The following is a 20,066-nucleotide window of genomic DNA, read 5'->3' as shown; positions in this document are numbered from 1 at the left end:
CTCCTATCATTACATAAGGCACAATCCGTTTTCATTAGGAATGGTAGTGTAATATATTAATCGTCAGTGGATGTCACTTTACTTTTCTCTCAAAAGAAAAGTAACCAAAAGAAAAGTCGTGGCTGCTCAATTTTCTATTAATGGATGTGCTGAGGCAGGTTTTGTGCTATCCGAAAATTAAGATGCCACAATTATTAGGGTATTGAGGGTTCTTTTGTTCATAGCTCCCATCTTATTCCTTGTTTCTTATCTCTCAATTCTTGCTTCTCTTTTCCCATGGGCAAACAGCTTCGGCCAAAAGCGGACAGAACAATGGTGGCCTTGTGTGCAGGAAAGAGGCATTGGAGGTTTTGCAGAAGGGTGAAGCCAGGTGCGAACGCAAGTGGGGCAAAAGATCCCGTCCCGATAGCTATCGGGATGTTGTTCTGGCTGCTTGTGCGGCATGGCCTCGTGCGTAAAGAAGCCTCTTGCCGATGAGCCTTTTGATTACTTTTTGGCTAAAAAGTAATAGCCCAACCCGCGGCGATTGAGCGGGGCTAACATTCACTATAGCACAAACAATCAAAAAAAGCAATAAACCACGCTTCCCCTCCGTTAACCTCCACAAGCAAAGCGCACGCATAATTCCGAAATAAAATTACCTTTGCTTATTATAATTTATGAAGATCTTAGTTACAGGTACAGCAGGATTTATCGGCTTTTTTGTAGCCCAGCGTTTGGCAGCATTAGGGCACGAGGTAATTGGCGTTGATAATATTAACGATTACTACGATGTTAACCTTAAATACGGCCGGCTAAAAGCAAGTGGTATTGATATTAAACTGCTTACCAGCAGTGCACCTATCCAAAGCGCTATCTACCCTAATTACAGCTTTATAAAAATCGATATCTCGGATAAAAATAAAGTCAAAGAACTTTTCGAAATACATCAATTCGATGTGGTATGCCATTTGGCTGCGCAGGCAGGTGTACGTTATTCGATCACCAACCCTTACGATTATGCTTTGAGTAACCTTTCGGGTTTCCTTAGCATTTTAGAGGGTTGCCGCAGTGTGCAGGTTAAACATTTGGTTTTTGCCAGCAGCTCCAGCGTTTATGGTTTAAATGCAAATACGCCATTCTCGGTACATCAGGGTGCAGATCACCCGGTGAGCTTGTATGCAGCCAGCAAAAAAAGTAATGAGATGATGGCGCACAGTTATAGCCATCTGTATAATATCCCAACTACCGGTCTGCGTTTCTTTACGGTATACGGCCCCTGGGGACGTCCTGATATGGCTTACTTCAGTTTTGCCGATGCTATCATCAAAGGCAAGCCCATCAACGTGTACAATAACGGCGAAATGCAACGTGATTTTACTTATGTTGATGATATTGTGGAAGGCGTGATCCGCGTGATTAATAAACCAGCCACACCTAACCCTAACTGGGATAACAAAAACCCTGATCCGGCTACATCAAGTGCACCTTACCAGTTGTATAATATCGGTAATTCGTCTCCTGTTAAGTTGCTTAATTTTATTGAGGCTATTGAAAATGCAGTAGGTAAAAAAGCGATCAAAAATATGCTTCCAATGCAGCCAGGCGATGTAATATCAACCGATGCTGATATGAGCGACCTGGAAAACGATTTCCACTATCATCCTAAAACTGATATACAAACCGGTATTAAGGAGTTTGTGAAGTGGTTTAAAGAGTTTTATTCGGTTTAGAGAGTTTTATTCCAACCTTGTCATTGCGAGGTACGAAGCAATCGCGAACTTTACAGAGCGACTCTGTATATCGGTGCTTCGACGTATATCGGTGCTTCGACGGAGCTCAGCATGACAAAGTTCATACTCGCAATGACGGTGTTTTTTGTTACCGCAATGACTACATAACTTCCTTTCCATTTCTACCGACCAAATTATCAGTACACTCATTCTGATTATTATCTCAAATGAGCTCTGCTAAGTTCAAACCTTATTTTCACATTTTCGCTGGCGCTGTTTTGACAGCATCCTCAATGCATCAATGACTAATGCCCAATGAACTAATGAACCGATAAGAAACAACCAAGCTTTTTTATATTTTTGCAGAAACTATACATCTGCGAAATTCATAACCCAGTGCAATTTTCGTGGTTGCTGCACGTCATACAATAAATGGATATATCTGTAGTAGTACCTTTATACAACGAGGTTGAATCGTTACCCGAGCTAACCGCATGGATAAGCCGTGTAATGGCCGAAAATAATTTCAGTTACGAGATCATACTGGTTGACGATGGTAGCAAAGACGGTTCGTGGGAACTGATCTGCGAGTTAAATCAAGCTAATCCCGCCATCAGGGGCATTAAGTTCAGAAGGAACTACGGTAAATCTGCCGCGTTAAATACCGGCTTCGAGGCCGTGCGAGGTAACGTGGTAATTACTATGGATGCCGATTTACAGGATAGCCCCGATGAGATCCCGGAACTGTACCGCCGTATTGTTGAAGAAAAATTTGATCTGATATCGGGCTGGAAAGCCAAGCGATATGACCCGCTGAGCAAAACCATCCCTACCAAACTTTTTAATGCTGCAACCCGCAAGGCATCGGGCATTGATAACCTGCACGATTTTAACTGCGGTTTAAAAGCCTACCGAAAAACGGTGGTAAAAAACATTGAGATATACGGCGAAATGCACCGCTATATTCCTGTACTGGCTAAGTGGGCCGGCTTCACCAAAATTGGCGAACAGGTAGTTGAGCACCGCGCCCGTAAATATGGCACCACCAAATTTGGTATGAGCCGCTTTGTAAACGGTTTTTTAGATCTGCTTTCTATCCTCTTTGTAGGTAAATTTGGCAAACGCCCTATGCACTTGTTTGGCGCAATGGGCACATTGAGTTTTTTGGCTGGTTTAATTATCACAGTCTGGATCATTAGTGAAAAGCTTTACCACATTGCACACAACGAAAAATATCGCGATGCCACAGATAATCCCCTTTTCTACATCGCGCTGGTAGCTATTATATTGGGTTCGCAACTTTTTTTAACTGGTTTTGTTTCAGAAATGGTTGCCCGCAGCTCTAATGATCGTAACAATTACCAGATTGAAGAAACAGTTTAATTTGGCAATTTGATAATTCGGCAATTTGTCAATTATTATGCATCTATAATCTCATTAACAAATTATCAAATCGACAAATTAACACATTGAAGTTTTCCATCATCATACCGCTCTACAATCGCCCGCAGGAAATTAAAGAACTGCTGGAAACTTTGGTATTGCAAACCTATAAGCAGTTTGAGGTTCTGGTAATTGAGGATGGTTCTACCAAAGATGCTGCCGCGATAGTTGAGAACTTTAAAGATCAATTAAACATCCGCTATTTTGTTAAACCTAATGCAGGCCAGGGTTTTGCCCGTAACTTTGGTTTCGAGCGTGCGCAGGGTGATTACTTCGTGATATTCGATTCAGATTGCCTCATCCCTGCCGATTACCTGGAGATCGTAAACAACAGCCTGCAAACCAGCTGGCTCGATGCTTATGGCGGGCCAGATGATGCACATCCTTCATTCACTCCTATCCAAAAAGCCATCAGCTATTCCATGACTTCGCCTTTTACAACAGGTGGTATCCGTGGTAATAAAAAGGCAATTGGAGGGCAGTTTCACCCGCGCAGTTTTAACATGGGTATTTCGCGACAGGTATGGGAAAAAGCAGGCGGTTTTATCATCACCCGTTTGGGCGAGGATATTGAGTACAGCATCCGCATCCACGGTATGGGCTTTAAAATTGGGCTGATACCCGATGCTAAGGTTTATCATAAACGCCGCACCAGTTTTTACCAGTTTTACATGCAGTTACATTTCTTCGGCAGGGCTCGTATCAATATTTATAAGTTCTTTCCGGGCAGCTTAAAAGCGGTTCACTTTTTCCCGGCGGCTTTTACGCTTTTATTAGGCTTTACATTAATTACCAACATTTTAGCATGGCCAATTGCACTACTGTGCAATATTTTTTTGGCTGTGTTAATTTTGTTAATATTTTTTCACGCCTGGAGTAAAAACAAATCGGCAAAAGTTGCATTTTTGAGCATAATAGCTGCCTTTATACAGTTAACCGCTTACGGGTTAGGATTTATACAGGATTTTTGGAAGCGCGTAATATTTAAACAGTCATAATAGGTATGTATCATCCTTTCTCTATTGCAGATACCATAAAATCTGCATGGAACATTATTAAAAAGAATTATATCTCACTTATTGTATACTCAATAATGTCACTGGCATGCTATTGGGCTATCAGTTTTGTAACGAGCTTTATTTTTGTTTACGATAATGCCTACAGCCAGGTAACTTTTGTGCTGTTTATGATGCTCATCCAATCGTACTTAGTACTTAGTTTCTATAAACTGATACTAACCTTAATGGATAAGGAGTATTACGATTTTGATTTCAGCGATATTATCCCATCCCTAAAAATGGCATTCAATTGCGTTTTAATCGGTTTGGCTTATACCATTGTAATTGGTACTGTCATATTTATAAATCTTCGGTTTAAAGAATATGAAATGCTCATCAGTATACTCGATAAGCTCGAAATGCTCGGCGTAGGCTACCTGCTTATCCGCTCTATATTTTGCCTTTGCTTTATTGTTGACGACGACTCTGGCGCTGCCGAATGCCTAAAACAAAGCTTCAGCATTACCCGCAATAACGTGCTCAAAATCATCGGGATGATCTTCATCGTGCTTTTCTTTATTGCACTGTTGTTACTGGTAATCAACGGTATTATCACCGTATTTGTTGACGAAAACAGCCCGAGCAAGGATTACGCCTTCAAAATTGCGGGCATCTGCTGGTTTGCCATCTCATTCCCATTTGTGCAGGTAATGATTATGGCTACTTACCGCAAACTGGTTTACAGCCACCTGGATGTTGACGACGACGTTACCGAAACTATTTAAGCAATGGGTATCAAAGCATTTTTAGGCAAGCTGTATGCGGGCATTGTGCAGAAAAATATCGAGAATATGCGCAAAAACGGCGTTGCCCTGCAGAATAAAACTTTTCAGCACATTGTACACGAAGCAGCCACTACGATTTTTGGCGTAGATCACGGTTTTGCCGATATAAAAACTTACGAAGATTTTAAGAAGCGTGTCCCTATTCGTGATTACGAAGACCTTCGCCCCTACATCGACCGTATTATGCGCGGCGAAGACGATGTGCTTTGGCCGGGCCGACCAGAGTACCTGGCTAAAACATCTGGTACCACATCGGGCGTAAAATATATTCCCATCTCTAAACAAAGCATGCCCGAGCATATTACCGCGGCACGTAATGCCCTGCTTAATTATGCTTATGAAACCGGCAATACCGGGTTTATAGATGGCAAAATGATTTTTCTACAAGGCAGCCCCGAGCTGCACGAAATAGCTAATATCCCCGTAGGCCGCCTGTCTGGCATTGTGGCTAACCATGTGCCCGCCTACCTGCAAAGCAACCGCATGCCCAGCTATAAAACCAATTGCATTGAAGACTGGGAAGAAAAGGTTGATGCTATCGTTGAAGAAACCTTTAACAAGGACATGACCCTTATTTCGGGCATCCCGCCCTGGTGCCAGATGTATTTCGACAGGCTTTCGGCAAAGGCAGGTGGCAAAAAAATCAAGGATATTTTCCCCAATTTCAAGCTCTTTGTATACGGTGGCGTAAACTACGAACCCTACCGCGCACGTATTGAAGAAAGCATTGGCTTCGCGATTGATACTATCGAAACCTACCCTGCGTCTGAAGGTTTTATCGCTTTTCAGGATTCTCAGAAAGATAAAAGCTTATTGCTGTTGGTTGATGCCGGGATGTTTTACGAGTTTATCCCGGCCGAAGAATTCTTCAATGAGAACCCTACCCGCCTGATGCTAAAGGACGTAGAGCTGAATAAAAACTACGCGTTAATACTCAACACCAACGCAGGTTTATGGGGATACAGCATTGGTGATACCATTAAATTCGTATCTAAAAATCCGTATAAGATTCTGGTTACCGGCCGCATCAAACATTATATCTCTGCCTTTGGCGAACACGTAATTGGCGAAGAGGTTGAGCAAGCATTGATGAAAGTAGCGGGCGAAGAAGGCCTTGATGTGGTAGAGTTTACCGTTGCCCCTCAGGTTAATGCACCGGCAGAGCAACTCCCTTATCATGAGTGGTTTATCGAGTTCGGCAAAGCACCGGCAGATCTGCAATCCTTCTCACAAAAAGTAGATAAGGTACTTCAGGAAAAAAATATTTACTATGCCGACCTTATTGGTGGTAACATTTTACAGCCTTTGATTGTCAAAGTGCTAAAAAAGAATGCATTTGTTGATTATATGCGTTCTGAAGGGAAACTGGGCGGCCAAAATAAAGTGCCAAGGCTCTCTAACGACAGAAAGATTGCCGACCAGCTTACAGAATACATATTAAATTAATAACTTTATCGTTTAAGGCCTGTCCTTACTATTTGATTAATTATAAACCAGCGTACTGGCTTTAAACATGTCTGAAATAAATAATCGTCTGAAAAACATAGCCATATTAGGCTCAACCGGTAGTGTCGGTACCCAGGCGTTGGAAGTGATAGAGGGGAATGCGGATTTATTTAAAGCGTACATTTTAACCGCACAAAACAACGCAGAACTGCTTATAGCGCAGTGTTTAAAATTTGCACCGGCTTATGCCGTAATCTGCAACACCGATAAATATACCCAGGTAAAAGAAGCGCTTGCCCATACCAGTGTAAGGGTTATGGCCGGCCACGATAGCGTTAAAGATATTGTAACCGATGCCGAGATAGACATTGTGTTAACCGCCATGGTTGGCTTTGCCGGGCTTGAACCTACTATCAATGCTATTAAAGCTGGCAAAGACATCGCCCTGGCCAATAAAGAAACTTTGGTAGTAGCGGGTGAAATAATTACCGCCCTGGCCAAACAGCATAACGTTAAATTATTACCGGTTGATTCCGAGCATTCGGCTATATTTCAATGTTTGGCTGGTGAAGAGTTGAACCCGATCGAAAAGATCATCATCACAGCCTCAGGCGGCCCATTCCGTGGTAAAACTGCCGAACATTTGGCTGAGGTTACCCGTAACGAAGCACTTAAACACCCTAACTGGGTAATGGGCGCTAAAATAACCATCGACTCGGCTTCGTTAATGAACAAAGGTTTGGAGGTGATTGAGGCGAAGTGGTTGTTTGATTTAAACCTGGATCAAATTGATGTGGTAATTCACCCGCAATCTATCGTACACTCTTTGGTGCAGTTTCAGGATGGTTCTATCAAGGCGCAACTGGGCCTGCCCGATATGAAATTGCCGATACAATACGCACTCACCTACCCCAACCGCATACCCAACCAGTTTAAACGGTTCGATTTTACGGCATACCCTAATCTTACCTTCGAAAAACCGGATACCCAAACATTCCGTAATCTACAGTTAGCTTATACAGCTTTAGATAAAGGTGGCAATGCGCCGTGCATTATCAACGCTGCAAATGAGATAGCCGTAGCCGGATTTTTAAACAATGAACTGGGCTTTTTAGCCATGAGCGATGTAATTGAAACCTGTATGCAGCGCATAAATTACATAGCAAACCCGGTTTTAGATGATTATTTGAATACTGACAAAGAAACACGCATCTTAGCACAAGAATTAGTACAACAAATGCCTAAGGCATTAACATATTTGACATAAATAAGGAATGAGTATAGTGATTATGGTAGGCCAGTTAATACTGGGCCTCTCAATTTTAGTAATTTTGCATGAACTTGGGCACTTTGTGGCCGCCCGCGCCTTCGGCATTAAGGTAGAGAAGTTCTACCTGTTCTTCGATGCCTGGAACATTAAACTGTTTAAATTCAATTATAAAGGGGTTGAGTACGGTATTGGATGGCTGCCGCTTGGTGGCTATGTAAAAATTGCCGGTATGATTGACGAGTCAATGGATACCGATCAGTTAGCCGGTCCGCCACAGCCCTGGGAGTTCCGTTCTAAACCAGCCTGGCAGCGATTGATCGTGATGCTTGGCGGTGTAACTGTTAACATCGTTTTGGGTATCCTCATTTTCTGGATGCTTACCCTTAAATACGGCGAAAGCTATATCCCTAATGATAATGTGAAATACGGCATTGTACCGGGTATTGTAGGTAAAGAAATTGGTTTAAAAGCCGGCGACAAAATCACCGCCATAAATGGTAAGCCACTTGTTAAGTTTGATGAGCTCATCAGCTCTAAAGTGCTGATGGGTAATACAGAACTTTCTGTTAACCGTAACGGTAGGGATACTACTGTTAAAGTACCTGCCAACATTTTAAATGATGTATCTGATTACGGTATCGGCGAATTTGTTCGCCCGCGTATGAAATTTGCTATTGATTCTGTAGTAGCTAACAGCTATGCAGCCAAAGCAGGGATATTGAAAGGTGATAGTATTAAAGCGGTTAACGGAGTTCCTGTTATCTTCCAGGATCAGTTAAGCGATCAGATAAAACTGTATAAAAACAAGCAGGTTAAATTACTGCTTAAACGCAAAGGAGATACACTTACTGTAACTTCTGCCGTAAATAAAGCAGGTTCATTAGGTTTCCCTGATGGTAGCTGGGGTATTAAAATGTCGGATGATTTTCCAGCCAGCAAAACTATTAAATTTGGTTTCGCTGGTGCATTGCCGGTTGGCGCATCAAAAGCCTGGGGCACTTTCGCTGATAATGCCAAAGGTTTAGGCAAAGTATTTAAAGGCGAAGTAAAAGCAGGTAAAGCGTTTACAGGCCCTGTAGGCATTGCAAACTTGTTTGGCAGTCATATTGACTGGGGACATTTTTGGAGCCTTGTAGGCTTGTTATCAATGGCCTTAGCGTTAATGAACTTATTGCCAATCCCTGCATTAGACGGTGGTCATGCTCTGTTCCTCATCATCGAGATGATTAAAGGCAAACCACTAAGCGATAAATTTTTAGAGCGTGCCCAGATTGTTGGTTTCGTGATATTGGTTACGCTGATGGTGTTTGTTTTCGGTAACGACATCCTGAAACACGTAGGTAAAAAATAACAATCCCGTAGAGACACAATATTTTGTGTCTCTCTGCGCGAAGAAATCATTATACAGAGACACAAAATATTGTGTCTCTACGATTTAAAGCCTGTTTGAAATTCAAACAGGTTTTTTTATTAAATTTACTTTAAAGAGCTTAACCCAATGGCCAAAAACAAAACCACCGAAACTACAGGCAGTGTAAGTGATTTTTTAAACACAGTTGCCGATGAAGGCAAACGTGCCGACAGTTTCAAAATTGCCGAACTGATGCAGCAGCAAACAGGCATGGAACCTAAAATGTGGGGACCGGCTATTGTGGGTTTTGGTAGTTACCATTACAAATATGACAGCGGCCACGAGGGCAATGCCCCGCTTATTGCTTTTTCGCCCCGGGCAAATGCAATTTCATTGTATATGTGCCAATTCGATAGTCGTGAAGATCTGCTCCGGATCATCGGCAAACATAAAATGGCTAAGGCCTGCATCTACATCAAAAAACTCTCTGACATAGATGTTGATGTGTTTAAGCAATTGATCAAGGATGCGTTCGAACAGGCTAAAATCCTGCACGCGTAAGCACTCACAGTTTCCACCTGATTGCAGCCGTAGGATAAATCTCTAAGACATTATCTATTGTATTAACATGGTAAAACATGTTCACCTTCGATCCCACAGAAAACTTTTTGTTGATATTATACCATGCCTGTGGCTCTGCAAAAAAGAAAAACCGCTTTCCCGATTGCCCTTTGGTAGCATCATCGCCATGATTTCTATTCTCTGTCCAGATCGAAAAATCGCCCGCTATTTCAGCTTTGTAGTTAAATAATCCATGGTAAAAATACATCGTATACAGAAAATCATTACTTGGTTTACTATACGGCACATACCTGTAAAATAGTATACTACTCAAATAAGCCTGCCCTATCTTAAACGGGTAACTGATACCTGCCGAATAGGTATTCAAAATATAATAACTATACTGTCGTGGTGTAGTGATACCCAAGCCTCCACTATATTGCAGATCGATAAAAAACTTCGGCCTCCAGAAACGAAACTCTTGCGATACCTGCATATAATACTTGCCGATATTGTCTTGATCGCCAGTAAAATCGGCCTGGGTTTTGAGCAGGAATGAGCCGGGTTTGATGAATAGCTTGCCGGTATCCAACTGTTTATAATATTCGAAATACAATGTCGGGAAATTCTTTGGGTTGCGTTTGGGGGCAATTGTGTGCCTAAAATCGTAATGCAATTGCAAGCTTTGCGAAAATGCGCATAACGAAAGCAGGGATAACAAAATTACAATCAGAAATTTCATATTTTAGAGATTAATCGGTGTGATTTTTGAACCGATACAAATGTGCCCCGGATACTTTCTGCGATGCGGAATTCGTATGGAAATCTGTAGAATTGTACCGGAAACCTGAACACACCGAACCATAACCGACCAAAATGAAGGATTTAAACGATGCCGCTTTTATCAATTTATTTAAAGAAGCCTGCCAAAAATGCTTCGGGCATCCCCTATCCGAACCGCTTTCCGAAACAGAGAGCAGGCATTTAGCCAGCCAGATCTTCGAGGCTACCGGGCTGGTAATTGGTGCAAAAAGTTTAAAGAATTATTCGATCCATGTGGCAAGCGGTACAGATGTAAGGGCCGAAAATCCTTCTGTTGCTACCTTAGACACACTGGCGCGTTATGTAGCAAACGCGCCCTACATCAGTGAAATTCAGCGAAAGGATAGCGAGGGCCACTATCCTTATTGGTTTCAATACAAAAGCAGTTTAGCAACTCCTCCCGTGCCCGAACGTAGAAACCGTAAGTCTAACAGTGACTTTTCTACAGCCACTATAGCTGCAGTTATTGCGGTTGTGATTTTAATAATCGCCGGGGCCATCATCATGACAGGCGTTTACAAGAAAACATCAAATGCGTTTTTTAAAGAGGCCTTCCGTACCGTGAACGAGAACGTATTAACATCGCATGGCTGGATCATTAAAAATAAGGACACCACTTGGTGGAAACAGCGTTACCAAAGGCCAGGCCAGCTTACCCTCTACACCCTGCGCGGCGATAACTGGGCCGACTCGGCCAATAAACCGGCTATCAAGAATTTACTAATGCGAAAATTAACTTCGGACTGCTTCGTAGCCGAATTACGCTTAGATGAGTTTACACCTTTACAAAACTGGCAGCAGGCAGGTATTCTATTATTGGAAGACAGTACCCTTAACAGTAAAAGCGTAAGGTTATCTATCGCTTATAACGATTATTTTGGCGGCTATAAAAAACCCGATGAGATTATAATTCAAGCCATTACTTCTGATAGTACCAATTTAAGTAAACCTGAAGAGATTGTTCACCAGCCTGTATTGACCTTCCAACACGGTCAGTCCAATTTAGCGAGCCGCAACATGCTGCGGTCGGCCCTAAAACTTGTGAAGAATGGCGATCATTTCCGGTTCCTGTACTCTACAGGCGTACGCGATAATTTTGCCTATAAAGAAGCCTTGAGTAAAGATCTTAATATCAAACCCAAATACATAGCCATTTTTGCGCTACAGGGCTTTGTGGATAAGCCGAAACCGATACCCGCGCATATCAGGTTTTTCAGCATTATGGATACGCCTTGTAAATAAGAAATTATTCTCTCCGTAGAGACACAACATTTTGTGTCTCTCTGCTCTTTCACATTTACCTGTATAGAGGCACAAAGTATTGTGCCTCTACGGAAACATCTTTTACCTCTTACAATACACAATCAACGATGCCTTGGCAATCACCTGCCCATTCAGCATAAATCCGGTTAAGGCGGCAGTTGACGTCGCTGTATTACCCAGCTTATCTGTTTTAAGGGCATAAACCGTAATTACATAGCGATGTGCTGCATCATGCTCGGGCGGGCATGGGCCTAAATAGCCTGGGAAACCGGCATCGTTGATACTTTGCAAACTGTTGGCCGGGGCTACGTTTGATTTGGCATCCCCTGCTCCTGCTTTCAACTCATGTACTGTTGCCGGGATGTTGACTATAACCCAATGCCAGAAACCGCTGCCGGTTGGCGCATCAGGATCGTACATGGTAACGGCGAAACTTTTGGTACCTTCGGGTGCATTAGCCCAACTCAGTTCGGGCGATTTATTGCTGCCGTTGCAGCCAAAAGCGTTGGCAGTAAATTCATTGGTGAACTGGCCGCCCAGGTCGTTGCTTTTTAAAGTAAAGGTTTGTGCCGATGCGGTTTTGATTGCTATGAAAGCGATTAGAATACAGAAAAAATTTCTCATGATAATGATTATTTGTTTCTGCCAAAACTACCCAGAGGACGGTATTTAAGAATATTGCAAACAGCCCAAACCAATATTGCAAACGGTTCAAATTTGGCTATTACGGTAAGCCAGCGGAGTTAGTCCGTATTTTTTCTTAAAAGCTGTATTAAAGTTGGACGGATTATCATATCCATATACATGGTAAAGCTCGCTGGCCGCTTTACCTTTTAACAACTCTGCACAGGCAATTTCGAGTTTACGCTCGCGAATGTATCGCTGAGGTGAAACCTGGTATAATTGCTCGAAATCGCGTTTAAAAGATGACAAACTACGATTGGCCAGAAAAGCTAATTCATCAATGGTCAGATTATTAAAGAGATTTTCTTCGATGAGATTTTTGAGCGATAACTGTACGGGCTGCTGTTCATCAAACAAAGAGACGAATTGCTCCGGGAAAAGCTCATATACCGCCAACAACAACTCTTCGAGCTTATGAAGCGCCATTGCGCAAGATAATTGCTGCCCGCTTGTAATCAACGCAGTTAAGCTGCGCAAATACTCATTTAAATACGGTGTGCGTGAGAAAAGAATGTAAGGAGAAGCAGCTTTTGACTGATTACTATGATGAGCAGCGATCGCTTTTTTGGCCAGAAACTGTGTTACCAGTTTTTTAGGAAAAAAAGCGATCAGGCTGCTGTAAAGGTCATCATTTAAAGTACGTTCGGCAATAATAGAATGGCCGCCAGGTATCAGGATACCCTGATGCGAACCTATTACCGTATTACCTGCCGAACGGTAAAGTTCTTTTTGTCCATTGAGCACAAAACTGATGGCGTAATGGCTAAAAACCACCCTGTTTTTACCTGCGCTGTCTTTTTCGCGATAATACACAAAAGAGATTTCGCCGGCATTTATTTGCTGCTGATGCCTAACGTCCTGAGGAACAGAAACATTTTGCATAGCTAAAATTATACAATGGGGTCTTGCTCTTGCAGGGCCGCAGTATCAAACAATGGGGGATCTTTCTTTAGGATGGCTGCAAAAATCATAGAAATTACAAATATGAAGATCAATGAAATACCGAAATTACTGGCAATTTTAGCCGGCGTGTTTTCCCGTTGTTCTTCAAATTTCTTTTTCACGCTTTCTAAGCGGTCATCTATCTGGGCCTGGTCTACGCCTTGCTTTTCCATCATCTCTTCCGAAGCTTTTATTACCGCATCCTGGGTTTTTTCAACCATGTGAGGCTCTATTACTTTGGCAAAAAGAAGGTTGGTACCTACATAATTAATAGCATAACAAACCAAAAACATTACAAAGAAACCGGTAACTGCCTGCCTGAAATTCCAATAACCGCCAATTTTTTTGCGCAGGTCTATACAAAACAGTACTGCAACAATAATAGGTAGGGTAACAGAAAAAATAAGCGGGCCAAACGATACCAGCCAAAATGAGGTGGCAATACTGGTTATAAAGTAAAAAGAAAAAATGCTGAGTACCATTACAACAAGGCCAAGTAATACACCGGTTCCTGCTGCTTTTTTCCTCAATTCCTGATCTGTAACTTTCATGCTTTTATGTGGTTAGGTTGTTTTTATAAATTTTATTCGAAAGTATCTAATATACTGTACACTGCGGTATCAAAACCCGGGTCAATTGCATTGGCTGCAAATTCTTCAGGTGAGCTTTCGCCATTTTGTACGTCTTGGAAGAAAACCATCATTGGGTAAAACAGCTCCTTCAGTTCAGATTCGATATCCAGCTCAAGTGCAACTCTTTTAATTTCACTTACCGGGCTTTCCATTAATATCTGGTTGGCAATTACAGGCTCATAGATGCTGTATTCGTCCTGAAACTCGTCTTCATCAACCAATAAAAACTCTTTCAGATAGTCATCTAACGATGGCTCAATTTCTTCGTCGCGGCACTCGTTAAGGTACAGCAACAGGTTTAACAGCTCGGTACCACGATCAAGGGTTTCCTCTTCAATATCTTCCCACTCCTGGGTTTCAAGGTAATCCTCTTCCAACTTCTTCACATCAGCGCTAAAGAAGTTGATCATCAGCAAATCGAAGAAAATCTCGCGCAAAGGCTCCAGTTGCGGCATGTCGTCAAAAACGGCATCCACATCGTCAACCTTGCTTAAAAAATCTTTGTCAGAAGCAAAAGCTTCATCAAACCGGGCTTCAGCAACTGCTTCAACCGGGTGGTATTTGTTAAACGCCTGCAAAGCAGCGCGAATAGCCGCATGAATTTTTGGATCTGTCATTACTTTATTAGATTAAATAATTGATTATTGTTACAGGTTAACAACACTTGCCCCTTTAACGTTTGCCCAATAAATGGCGAATTGTATGATTTAGAGAAATTATTTTCGCGGGTGTACGTCCACTCCTTTTCGGTATCAACCAAAGTGAAATTAGCGCTGGTATCAACGGCAATATTTGCAGTCGGTGCATTTAATATTTTACGTGGGTTAACCGATAGCTTTTCCACAATCAAATCGAGCGGCAAACCTGCTTTCAAAGCTAGTATAAAGGCCGTCTGTAAGCCAACAATACCAAACTCAGCTACTTCAAATTCTACGTTCTTATATTCTACTTCGTGTGGGGTATGCTGCGATACAATGGTATCAATGGTACCATCTTTTAAACCGGCTATCAGCGCATCAACATCTTTCTGGATACGCAATGGCGGTTTCACTTTATATTGACTGTCGAAGCCCGTTAAAGCTTCATCAGTCAACACCAGATGATGGGCGGCCACATCGCAGGTAACCTGCAGGCCACGCTGGCGTGCCTGACGGATCAGATCAACCGAACGCCAGGTTGAGATCGTAGAAAAGTGGATTGGCGAACCTGTATACTCTGACAAGTAAAGATCGCGCGCCACCATCAACTCTTCGGCCAGTGAGGGGATCCCTTTCATACCCAGCAGGGTACTTACTTCACCCTCATTCACCTTGGCTTTACCTGCAATGGCGGTATCTTCGGGGTACGAAAATATTAAGGCGTTGAAACCGTGTGCATAAAGTAGTGCACGTTCCATCAAACCGGCATCCTGCACCGGGTTATTGCCATCTGTAAATGCACGGGCACCGCTTTGCAGCATGTCGTACATTTCGGCCATATCCTTGCCTTCGCGTTTGTAGGAGATAGCACCCAGTGGCACTACATCAACCAAGTTACCTTTCGATTTATTAACCAGGTACTCTACCTCGGCTTTTGAGTGTACAGGCTTTTGCGTATTAGGCATTAGTGCTATACCTGTAAAACCTCCGGCTGCGGCGGCTGCTGTGCCACTTTGCAGGTCTTCTTTGGTTTCGTAACCCAGTTCGCCAATATTACAATTGAGGTCGAAGAAACCCGGCAGCAGATATTTGCCTGTTGCGTCGAAAATTTCCACCTCGGCTGTTATATCCTTGCCAATTTGGGTAATTACACCGTTTTCAATTAAAATATCGGTAACCTGCTTATTAAAGGGAGAGTTTGGGTCAACAACGGTAGCAGATTTGATGAGCAAATTCATGAATGTTGATTTGTAGCCTGTATTGTTTTGGCTCTTTCAACCTAAGAAACCACTGTTTTGCCCGGTTTATAAAACCTAACTAACAGTATTTCGATGGCCAGAAAAACCAATGCCAAAAGTAGACAAAGTTTCCATAATTGTAAGCCAAAATTTGTTTCGGTTAACATGGTTTTTATCGATGCGCTTCCGGGCGCCAAAACATTACTCTTTTTAGGTAGTAAATTTTGCAGTTCGGCCTTGCTAAAATAATGCAGATCAGACTCGGACCGGTTATTATTAAAGGCCAGCCATTGCACCGTGCTATCCTGCTTCATCAACTGGTAATGGCCGGGTTTGTGCAATTGGTCCGACACATAGAGCAGCGTACTCCCCTCCTGCCTGCGCACATCGGGAATAATTTTTTGATCGCCCTGCACTAGGGTCAAGATCTCATTAGGGCCTGTTTGGATCGGCGCTGTTTCTATCGATTGATTGTTGCCTAAAGTATAATACAAGGCTTGGTCGTGCCCGCTCAGCAATGCAATCCTTAACATAGTGGTTACAAACAACGCGTGGCGTGGCAGGTTGCTAAACGTTTCATCCAACGGCACAGCGCTTATATAAACCTTACCCTGCTGATATTTAAACTGTTCCCAAAATGGCAGGTTACCGGCAAGGCTCAATAGTTTCTCACCTGATGCGGATAGGTTATTGTTTAACTGGTAATAGGCCTTCACTTGTGGCAGATCAGGATTTTGAGGCATGTTCTCAAAAGTATTTCGGTACACCTGAGCTTGCAAATTAATGCCTGTAACTTTAGTATCTCTCTTTATTAATTTTTCAGGAAAAGCTGCATTGAGTGGTTGAAGTAATGATTGGTAAGTACCCAGATCAGCATCGAAAGATGGGAATACAGCCAAAGTGCCACCCTTTTGTACATATACTTTTAATTGCTGAGCCAAACCACCCGAAATGGCTTTTACATTGCTGATAACGATGATAGGGTATTGCAACAGGTTGCTATAATCTACATGCCCATCCGTGGTTTGGGTGATTTTGAAAAATGGATCGCTCCCGAAAACAGCGTTGAGGTAAACATCAGGTTTATCGCCACTCACTAATAGCACAGGCATTTGCGCTTGTACATAAAAGCTAAAGTAAAACTGGTTATCAAAAGTTACCGGGTTATCCTGTAGTTGCAGTTCGACACGCTGCCAACCGGCTTGCAGGCCCGAAAAGGCAAGCGTATCTGTTTGGATTGAATTTGGGTTGATGGTGTAGCTACCCAATGCCTTTTGAGCACCATTTATGCTTAGTTTAAGCGGCACATTCACCCCCTTTTCATCAGCATAATTATGCAACCGGATCACCAGTTTTTCGCTCTCTCCGGGGCGATGGACAGCATTGAGCAGCCAAACACTGTCAGCTGCAATATTGGGTAAGGTGTTGGCTTTAAGCTGGATGAAATTGACGTTCAGATTGGTGTCGATATTCAGTTTGACACCACCCATGTTTTTTTGAAAATCTGATACGATAAAGGCCGAGCCTTTTGCATGTCCCTGCGTTTGCAGCAAGCTTTGCTGTCTGTTGATGATGGCTTGCATAGCACGGCTTTGTGCGCTGATCTTAATAGCATCTACCGCATCATTAAACTCGTCACGGCTTAATAAACGCTGATGTTTCCCTTCAAAATCCTGCGTAAGGATTTGGAAACGGGTATTGATATCAAAGGTCTGGGCAATTTCTTTAGCGCGGGTTTTGGCTTCGTCCAACAAAGTGCCTTCGCGGCTGAGGGCTTGCATGGAGTACGAATTATCTACAAACACACTTACCACCTGTTGTTGCCCGGGTTTTGCGCTGATTTTTCCGGGGAGATAAGGCCGGGCGAATGCGAATACTAAAAAAGTGATGGCCAATAAGCGAGATGCCAGTATTAACCGCTCTTTTAAATTACGGCCCGAGGCTTGCTGCTCCTGCACTTCTTTTAAAAACTGCACATTGCTGAAATAGACTTTATGATACCGCCTGAAATTAAACAGGTGGATAATTACAGGTATTACTAAAGCAAACAGCGCAAATAAGAAAGCCGGATAAACAAATTGCATTTTAAACGTATAGCCTCATTTCAAATATGCAAAATTGTGGCTGTAATTATGGCGGGATGGAAATTAATTATTGACGGTACTTTAAACTACCTGATCGCTACTGCGCCTGAAATGATAATATGGCGCTGTAACATTTGTAAGTACGATGGTAAATGTACTGCCTTCTCCCTGCTCACTCTCAATCGTTAGGGAACCGTCAATTTTAGTAATCAGATCACGGATGAGCATCAGGCCCAGACCGCTGCCATCTTCGCCTGCTGTACCCCTTGAAGTATAATGGCTAAGTCCCTGGATACGGCTTAATGTATTAGGGTTCATACCCACGCCATTATCCCTGATCGAAATCCTGATGTTTCCCCCATCCATTTCAGATGTAAATTGAATAGTGCCATCGGAATTAGTAAATTTTATGGCGTTGCTAAGCAGGTTCCTGAAAATGATCTTCAGCACTTCATTCTCGGCATATATTTCCAGATCGGTATCAACCTTATTAAAAATGAGGATCTCTTTTTTCTGAAGCGATAGCTTTTGTTCTTCAACCAGTGAGTTTAATATCTGGTAAAGGTTTATGGTGGTTTTCTCAACCTTGCCGTCGTGTACCTGGCTTTTAATCCAATATAACAGGTTATCGAGCAAATTTATAGCCCTGTTATATTGCGCTTCTAAATGCTGATATAAGTGCCCGGCTTCCTGGTTTGATACCAGATGAAGGTTAATCAGTTCGATAATACTCTTGGTATTAGTAAGCGGGTGCCGTAAATCGTGCGAGATGATAGATAACAGGGTACTTTTTAAATTATTATCTTCTTCCAGAATGGTATTTTGCCCTAATATCTGCTCGTTAAGCCGGTCAACCGAATCGGCATGCTCATTTATCTGCCTGTTTTTCTCGTTCAAATCGGCAGCATATATTTTAGCCTTTTTGTAATTGTAACTTACCGAAAATATCAGCAGCACCACAATAAGCATAATTACCAAAATACATAAGAGCACAACACTTTTGGTTTCCGATTCTTTCTGGATCTCAGAGATCTGTTTTTGTATGGCCAGCTGTTTCTCTTGCTGTTGCTTTAAAACCTCAACAAAAAGTACGGCATCGTTTCTATTTGCCTCGCTGCTGGCGCGCTCAACCTGCAGTAGCTTTTGCTGCCACTGCGTAACCCCAGCCAGGTCTTCTTTCTGATTGTATGCCTTTATCAATAACTCAATAGCTTCAACCAGTAAATTTTGCGCATGTACGCTATCGGCATTTAATTGCGCGTTATTAGCGTAACTGATAGACTTATTTAGCTGCCCGCCCTTAAGGTATACATTACTTAGGCCAATGTATGATAAGGCTTTGCCAAACTGGTCTTTCGTTAATGTATCTATCCGCAGGGTGATATTATAATAATGGATGGCTGAGTCGGTATTGTTAAGATCAGCGTACATTTCGGCACGGTCGAAATAGCTTTTCTTTTCTCCGTACAAATAATTGATCTTTTTGGCAAGTACACATGAAGCTTCGTACATTTTCAAAGCTTCATCGTGTTTCTTTTGCTTTTCTTTAAGCACGCCAATACGCTGTTGTATGTTAACCATATCAACAGGCTTATTCAGTTTTTCGAGGCGGTTTAAACTGCTGTATAGCAGTCGCCCGGCTTCTTTTAAATTTCCCTGGTTTCTTTGTATCGAACTTAGGTGTTCTTCGGCACGGGCAATATTATACTCGTCTTTATTCTGGCGGCTAAGATCGATGGCGTGATTATACAGAAGCTGGGCCCGCTTTAAATAGCCGCGCTGGTTAAATACTTCGGCCTGGTACAGGTAATTTACGGCTAATCCTTTTTTGTAATTGGTTTTGATACACAATTGCTCGGCATCAGAAAGCATGAGCAGGGTTTTAGCCAGATTATTGTGTATTTGCCTGTAGGCCCTTTCATTAAGCGAATCAATATCAGCATGATTTACCGCATCAGATTTACCTATACGTGCGCCCGCTTTAAAATGCAAGATTAGTATAGCGGCTATACAGTAAACTACGATTCTCTTAATCATTTAATCAGGCTCCCCAGGAATCTAAACCTTTAAGTAAGTTGTTTTACGAATTAACTAAAATATTTGTTTCGAAACGTATAGGAAAGAGAATTTGTCAATT

Annotated in this window: 17 protein-coding genes; 9 read left to right on the top strand and 8 right to left on the bottom strand. The window is 42.4% G+C overall.

The genetic code is table 11. From position 1 onward, the window contains the following. Nucleotides 1-659 precede the first annotated feature (659 nt). The 8 genes from PQO05_RS12515 to PQO05_RS12480 all read left to right on the top strand — a co-directional run bounded on the left by PQO05_RS12515 (nt 660) and on the right by PQO05_RS12480 (nt 9,626). The gene (locus PQO05_RS12515) at nt 660-1,712 is read left to right on the top strand and encodes an NAD-dependent epimerase (protein ID WP_273633255.1); all 1,053 of its coding nucleotides are present in this window, start codon (nt 660-662) and stop codon (nt 1,710-1,712) included. 432 nt (nt 1,713-2,144) lie between these two features. Further along, a complete protein-coding gene (locus tag PQO05_RS12510; RefSeq protein ID WP_273633254.1) occupies nt 2,145-3,095 on the top strand; it encodes a glycosyltransferase family 2 protein in 951 nt (316 codons plus the stop codon). 86 nt (nt 3,096-3,181) lie between these two features. Further along, nucleotides 3,182-4,153, top strand: a complete 972-nt coding sequence (locus tag PQO05_RS12505) for a glycosyltransferase family 2 protein (RefSeq protein ID WP_273633253.1) — start codon at nt 3,182-3,184, stop codon at nt 4,151-4,153. A 5-nt stretch (nt 4,154-4,158) separates the two neighbouring features. Further along, nucleotides 4,159-4,938, top strand: a complete 780-nt coding sequence (locus PQO05_RS12500; RefSeq protein WP_273633252.1) for a glycerophosphoryl diester phosphodiesterase membrane domain-containing protein — start codon at nt 4,159-4,161, stop codon at nt 4,936-4,938. 3 nt (nt 4,939-4,941) lie between these two features. Next, entirely contained in the window at nt 4,942-6,444 is a 1,503-nt protein-coding gene (locus PQO05_RS12495; protein ID WP_273633251.1) for a GH3 auxin-responsive promoter family protein, read from the top strand. Nucleotides 6,445-6,511: 67 nt separating this feature from the next. Further along, nucleotides 6,512-7,711, top strand: a complete 1,200-nt coding sequence (locus tag PQO05_RS12490; protein WP_273633250.1) for a 1-deoxy-D-xylulose-5-phosphate reductoisomerase — start codon at nt 6,512-6,514, stop codon at nt 7,709-7,711. Nucleotides 7,712-7,718: 7 nt separating this feature from the next. Continuing rightward, nucleotides 7,719-9,065, top strand: coding sequence for an RIP metalloprotease RseP (gene rseP / locus PQO05_RS12485; protein ID WP_273633249.1), 1,347 nt, complete (start codon nt 7,719-7,721; stop codon nt 9,063-9,065). 147 nt (nt 9,066-9,212) lie between these two features. Next, nucleotides 9,213-9,626, top strand: a complete 414-nt coding sequence (locus tag PQO05_RS12480) for a DUF1801 domain-containing protein (protein ID WP_273633248.1) — start codon at nt 9,213-9,215, stop codon at nt 9,624-9,626. Between the two features lie 4 nt (nt 9,627-9,630). Here PQO05_RS12480 and PQO05_RS12475 read toward each other — a convergent pair whose 3' ends face one another. Next, entirely contained in the window at nt 9,631-10,368 is a 738-nt protein-coding gene (locus PQO05_RS12475) for a DUF5020 family protein (RefSeq protein ID WP_273633247.1), read from the bottom strand. A gap of 134 nt (nt 10,369-10,502) precedes the next feature. Between PQO05_RS12475 and PQO05_RS12470 the strand changes: the two genes are divergently transcribed. Next, the gene (locus tag PQO05_RS12470) at nt 10,503-11,690 is read left to right on the top strand and encodes a beta-xylosidase family glycoside hydrolase (RefSeq protein WP_273633246.1); all 1,188 of its coding nucleotides are present in this window, start codon (nt 10,503-10,505) and stop codon (nt 11,688-11,690) included. 102 nt (nt 11,691-11,792) lie between these two features. On the opposite strand, the gene PQO05_RS12465 is transcribed toward PQO05_RS12470, so the two are convergent. From PQO05_RS12465 to PQO05_RS12435, 7 genes are all read right to left on the bottom strand, one after another. Then, the gene (locus tag PQO05_RS12465; protein ID WP_273633245.1) at nt 11,793-12,335 is read right to left on the bottom strand and encodes a YbhB/YbcL family Raf kinase inhibitor-like protein; all 543 of its coding nucleotides are present in this window, start codon (nt 12,333-12,335) and stop codon (nt 11,793-11,795) included. A gap of 87 nt (nt 12,336-12,422) precedes the next feature. Next, nucleotides 12,423-13,277 (bottom strand): helix-turn-helix domain-containing protein, encoded by an 855-nt coding sequence (locus tag PQO05_RS12460; RefSeq protein WP_273633244.1) that lies wholly within the window; start codon nt 13,275-13,277, stop codon nt 12,423-12,425. An 8-nt stretch (nt 13,278-13,285) separates the two neighbouring features. Beyond that, a complete protein-coding gene (locus PQO05_RS12455; protein WP_273633243.1) occupies nt 13,286-13,888 on the bottom strand; it encodes a DUF4199 domain-containing protein in 603 nt (200 codons plus the stop codon). Between the two features lie 32 nt (nt 13,889-13,920). Further along, the gene (locus PQO05_RS12450; protein WP_273633242.1) at nt 13,921-14,586 is read right to left on the bottom strand and encodes a hypothetical protein; all 666 of its coding nucleotides are present in this window, start codon (nt 14,584-14,586) and stop codon (nt 13,921-13,923) included. Next, nucleotides 14,586-15,845, bottom strand: coding sequence for a dihydroorotase (locus tag PQO05_RS12445; protein ID WP_273633241.1), 1,260 nt, complete (start codon nt 15,843-15,845; stop codon nt 14,586-14,588). The genes PQO05_RS12450 and PQO05_RS12445 overlap by 1 nt, the downstream gene beginning before the upstream one ends. Nucleotides 15,846-15,886: 41 nt before the next feature. Continuing rightward, the gene (locus tag PQO05_RS12440) at nt 15,887-17,929 is read right to left on the bottom strand and encodes a BatA domain-containing protein (RefSeq protein ID WP_273633240.1); all 2,043 of its coding nucleotides are present in this window, start codon (nt 17,927-17,929) and stop codon (nt 15,887-15,889) included. An 81-nt stretch (nt 17,930-18,010) separates the two neighbouring features. Further along, nucleotides 18,011-19,966 carry a tetratricopeptide repeat-containing sensor histidine kinase gene (locus tag PQO05_RS12435; RefSeq protein WP_273633239.1) on the bottom strand — a complete coding sequence of 652 codons (1,956 nt, stop codon included), beginning with the start codon at nt 19,964-19,966 and terminating at the stop codon, nt 18,011-18,013. Nucleotides 19,967-20,066: the final 100 nt, after the last annotated feature.

This window comes from Mucilaginibacter jinjuensis (assembly GCF_028596025.1).
GTDB lineage: Bacteria > Bacteroidota > Bacteroidia > Sphingobacteriales > Sphingobacteriaceae > Mucilaginibacter > Mucilaginibacter jinjuensis.
The sequence above is the reverse complement of the archived record's forward strand: the minus strand, read 5'-3'. Positions and strand labels throughout refer to the sequence as shown.

Bases quoted from the DNA above. Each gene is read 5' to 3' on its own strand.
- PQO05_RS12515 (WP_273633255.1), top strand. From the start codon at position 660: ATGAAGATCTTAGTTACAGGTACAGCAGGATTTATCGGCTTTTTTGTA.
- PQO05_RS12510 (WP_273633254.1), top strand. From the start codon at position 2,145: ATGGATATATCTGTAGTAGTACCTTTATACAACGAGGTTGAATCGTTA.
- PQO05_RS12500 (WP_273633252.1), top strand. From the start codon at position 4,159: ATGTATCATCCTTTCTCTATTGCAGATACCATAAAATCTGCATGGAAC.
- PQO05_RS12495 (WP_273633251.1), top strand. From the start codon at position 4,942: ATGGGTATCAAAGCATTTTTAGGCAAGCTGTATGCGGGCATTGTGCAG.
- PQO05_RS12490 (WP_273633250.1), top strand. From the start codon at position 6,512: ATGTCTGAAATAAATAATCGTCTGAAAAACATAGCCATATTAGGCTCA.
- rseP (WP_273633249.1), top strand. From the start codon at position 7,719: ATGAGTATAGTGATTATGGTAGGCCAGTTAATACTGGGCCTCTCAATT.
- PQO05_RS12480 (WP_273633248.1), top strand. From the start codon at position 9,213: ATGGCCAAAAACAAAACCACCGAAACTACAGGCAGTGTAAGTGATTTT.
- PQO05_RS12475 (WP_273633247.1), bottom strand. From the start codon at position 10,368: ATGAAATTTCTGATTGTAATTTTGTTATCCCTGCTTTCGTTATGCGCA.
- PQO05_RS12470 (WP_273633246.1), top strand. From the start codon at position 10,503: ATGAAGGATTTAAACGATGCCGCTTTTATCAATTTATTTAAAGAAGCC.
- PQO05_RS12465 (WP_273633245.1), bottom strand. From the start codon at position 12,335: ATGAGAAATTTTTTCTGTATTCTAATCGCTTTCATAGCAATCAAAACC.
- PQO05_RS12460 (WP_273633244.1), bottom strand. From the start codon at position 13,277: ATGCAAAATGTTTCTGTTCCTCAGGACGTTAGGCATCAGCAGCAAATA.
- PQO05_RS12455 (WP_273633243.1), bottom strand. From the start codon at position 13,888: ATGAAAGTTACAGATCAGGAATTGAGGAAAAAAGCAGCAGGAACCGGT.
- PQO05_RS12450 (WP_273633242.1), bottom strand. From the start codon at position 14,586: ATGACAGATCCAAAAATTCATGCGGCTATTCGCGCTGCTTTGCAGGCG.
- PQO05_RS12445 (WP_273633241.1), bottom strand. From the start codon at position 15,845: ATGAATTTGCTCATCAAATCTGCTACCGTTGTTGACCCAAACTCTCCC.
- PQO05_RS12440 (WP_273633240.1), bottom strand. From the start codon at position 17,929: ATGCAATTTGTTTATCCGGCTTTCTTATTTGCGCTGTTTGCTTTAGTA.
- PQO05_RS12435 (WP_273633239.1), bottom strand. From the start codon at position 19,966: ATGATTAAGAGAATCGTAGTTTACTGTATAGCCGCTATACTAATCTTG.